Source organism: Micromonospora sp. NPDC020750 (assembly GCF_044334565.1).
In the GTDB taxonomy this organism is placed as follows: domain Bacteria; phylum Actinomycetota; class Actinomycetes; order Mycobacteriales; family Micromonosporaceae; genus Micromonospora.
The window spans coordinates 1-2,757 of the sequence record NZ_JBIRTH010000028.1; the positions used below are offsets into that span (position 1 = coordinate 1).

At 73.2% G+C, this 2,757-nt stretch carries 1 protein-coding gene; it reads left to right on the top strand.

What is annotated here, in order from left to right; all coding sequences use genetic code 11:
* Positions 1 to 2,757, top strand: a 2,757-nt coding sequence (locus tag ACH4T9_RS31935) for an AMP-binding protein (protein WP_396686878.1), incomplete at both ends; no start/stop codon positions are given.

Below are 2,757 nucleotides of genomic sequence, written 5' to 3' on the forward strand. Positions count from 1 at the left end.
CTCCAACGCCGCCTCACCGACCTCTGGCGCGACACCCTCGAACTCGACCACATCGACATCCACGACAACTTCTTCGACCTCGGCGGCGACTCCCGCCTGGCGATGGTTCTGGTGGGCCGGATCCGGCAGGCGTACGGCCGGGCCGTGACCGGAGGCGGCCTGCTGGCCCGGCGCACCATCGCCGAACAGGCGGCCCTGATCGAGCAGGCGGTGCCGGCCGGACCGCCGGCTCCGACCGGGCAGGGGAATCCGGGTGGGCAGGGGATTCCGGGCGGGCCGGCCGACGGCACCGGTCGGTCGGACGCCACGCCGGGCGGGACGCCGGCCGCTCCCCTCGTCGCCCCGCTCTCGTACGGCCAGGAGGGGCTGTGGACGTGGCAGTTGCTGCACCCGGGGAGCCGTGCCTTCGTCCTGCCGGTGGCGCTGCGGATCAGTGGCGGCCCGGAACCGGCGCGGCTGGCCACGCACCTGTCCCGGGCGCTCGGCACGCACGAGGCGTTCACGGTGGAGATCGGTGACGACACCGGGCGGACCGAGCTGCGCCGCACCGATCAGCCCTGCCGGGTCGACGTCCACGAGGCGGTGGTCGCCACGGACCGTGTCGAGGAGTACCTGCACCAGACCTTCCAGCTCCTGGCCGGTCGGATCGTCACCGAGGGGGGCCGGCTCTGGCGCGCGGTGGTGGCCCGCACCGACGACGCCGGCCACCTCGTCCTGATCGCGGTGCACCACCTGCTGGTCGACGGGGCGTCGGTCAGGATCATCGTCGACAGTCTGCGAAACGAGCTGGCCGGCACCCCGGCACCCGCCTCGCCCGGCATGCTGGCCTTCGCCGCCGGGCAGCGCCGGACCGCGCCCGCGACCTGGGACGCCGAACGCGCCTACTGGCAACGGGAACTCGCACCCCCACCGGAGGCGCTGGACCTGCCGCTGGACCGACCGCGCCCGGCCCGGAGCGGCGAGTCGGGACGCAGCGTCACCGTCACGCTCGAACCCACCGTCACGGCGGCGGTCGCGGCCCTCGCCAGCCGGCACCGGACCTCCCCGTTCGCCGTACTCCTCACCGCCCTGGCCGCGGTCGCCCACCGGTACAGCGGGCAGCACGACTTCGCCGTCTCCGTGCCCGCCGCGGTGGACCGCTCCAGCCCGGACCTCGCCGATACCGTCGGCTACCTGGTGAACCTCCTCCCGATCCGGTTCGCCGTCTCGGCCACGACCACGCTGGACGAACTGGTCGCGGCCACCACGGACCGGCTGTCGGGAGCCGTGGCGCATGCCGCTCTGCCGTTCGAGGAGATCCTCGCCGCCGTGGCAGGGGGCCGGTCGGACAACGCCGACCGGCTTACCCGCATGGTGGTGGCCCAGGAGATGCCGACCGGCCTGCCCGCCTCCGCCGACGGGTGCGTGCTCGACGAACTCCCGTTCGATCCGGGGGTGGCCAAGTACGAGCTGGGCGTCTTCGTGACCGAGCGATCCGGGACGATCCGGTTGCGCTGGGAGTTCGCGACCGACGTCCTGGAGGCCGCGACCGTCCGGCGGCTCAGCACGTCGCTGGGGCTGCTGCTGACGTCCTCGCTCGCGGCGCGGCAGGAGCCGATCAGCCGGATCAGCCTGCTGACCGACGACGACCGCGCCTTCCTGGAGCAGGTCAACCAGACCGCGTCCGACTACCCGGCGGACGCCGGACTGATCGAGCTCTTCGACGAGCAGGTGGCGCTGCGCCCGGACGCTCCGGCCGTGCGGGGCACGCGTACGGTCACCTACCAGGAGTTGCACGACCGGTCCGTCGGGATCGCCGCCCGGTTGATCGCTGCCGGCGTCCAACCCGGACAGCCGGTACTCGTCTTGGTCGGCCGCTCTCCGGAGTTCCTGTCCGCGCTACTCGGTGTGCTGCGCGCCGGAGGCGCCTACGTGCCCCTCGACGCTCGCAGCCCGGCGGACCGGGTGGCGGTGATCCGGGATTCGACCGGCGCGGCGCACGCGGTCGTCACCGCCGAGATGGCACACCTGGTACCCGGGGACGTGGTCCGGGTCGACCCCTACGGCGCGACTGCGGCGACGCCACCCCCGGGCTTCCCGGCGCGCGGCCCGCAGTCGACGGCGTACGTCATGTACACCTCCGGCTCCACCGGCAGCCCCAAGGGCGTGGAGATCGTCGACCGGTCGGTGGTACGGCTGGTCCGGAAGCAGAACTTCGCCACCTTCGGGCCGTCCGACGTATTCGTACTCGCCTCGAACCTGGCATTCGACGCCGCCACCCTGGAGGTCTGGGGCGCCCTGCTCAACGGGGGCAGCATCGCGGTACCCAGCGACACGACCGTCGCCGACCAGCGGGAACTGGTCGGTTTCATCGCCCGCACCGGCGTCACCGCCGGCTTCTTCAACGTCTCGGTGTTCCGGATGATGCTGGAGGCCGACCCGTACGCGCTGCGCGGCATGCACACCATCCTGGTCGGCGGCGAGGCGGTGCCGGGACCGCTGATGGCCGAGGCCGCGCGGTTCCTCGACCACCGGAACCTGCTCAACGGCTACGGCCCGACGGAGAACACCACCTTTTCCTGCTGCCACCGCCTGCTGGAGCCGCCGGCGGCGGACCGGCCGGTGCCGATCGGCCGCCCGCTGGCCAACTCCGGAGCGCTGGTGGTGGACGGGGAGCGGGAGGCGGTGCCCGTCGGCGTCGTCGGCGAGATCGTCGTCAGCGGCGCCGGACTCGCCCGCGGCTACCTCAACGACGACCACCTCACCACCCAACGCTTC